The organism is Klebsiella sp. EMBS2024 (assembly GCF_036233805.1).
In the GTDB taxonomy this organism is placed as follows: domain Bacteria; phylum Pseudomonadota; class Gammaproteobacteria; order Enterobacterales; family Enterobacteriaceae; genus Klebsiella; species Klebsiella pneumoniae.
In genome coordinates this window covers 2,721,223-2,721,582 of sequence record NZ_JAZARW010000001.1, presented here as the reverse complement: position 1 = coordinate 2,721,582, position 360 = coordinate 2,721,223, and the positions used below count along the sequence as shown (strand labels likewise).

Sequence of the window (360 nt, the reverse complement as noted above, 5' to 3'; positions counted from 1 at the left end):
CTTGCCTTAAGGCCATGCCAAAACGCAGAATGAATAGTCATTCTGTCATATCATTTTTTTATCTCTTAATATTATCTTAATCTAATTGTAATACGGAGCGGGCCTTACCACTTGCGTTTATTAAACGTCAGTTTCGTTTTTTTTCTGTCTTTTAAATAANAAATTAAAAAATAAACGGAAATAGCAAGTAGTATGGCAGCCACCACTAAGAAAAATAGGTTTTCCATAATATCTACCACATAGCGTATGTTGATTAAATTATTAGGTTGATAAGCAATGCGCCNGTTTTGTGCTGTAGCATGNCTTGCTCTAACATATCCTGGATTTAGGAAAATTCCTACAGAGTGTAATGTTTTTTAT

General features: G+C 33.1%; 1 protein-coding gene. It reads right to left on the bottom strand.

The annotated features are described in order from the left end of the window. Nucleotides 1–104: 104 nt before the first annotated feature. A complete protein-coding gene (locus VZP09_RS12595) occupies nucleotides 105–227 on the bottom strand; it encodes a small membrane protein (protein ID WP_328795182.1) in 123 nt (40 codons plus the stop codon). Nucleotides 228–360: the final 133 nt, after the last annotated feature.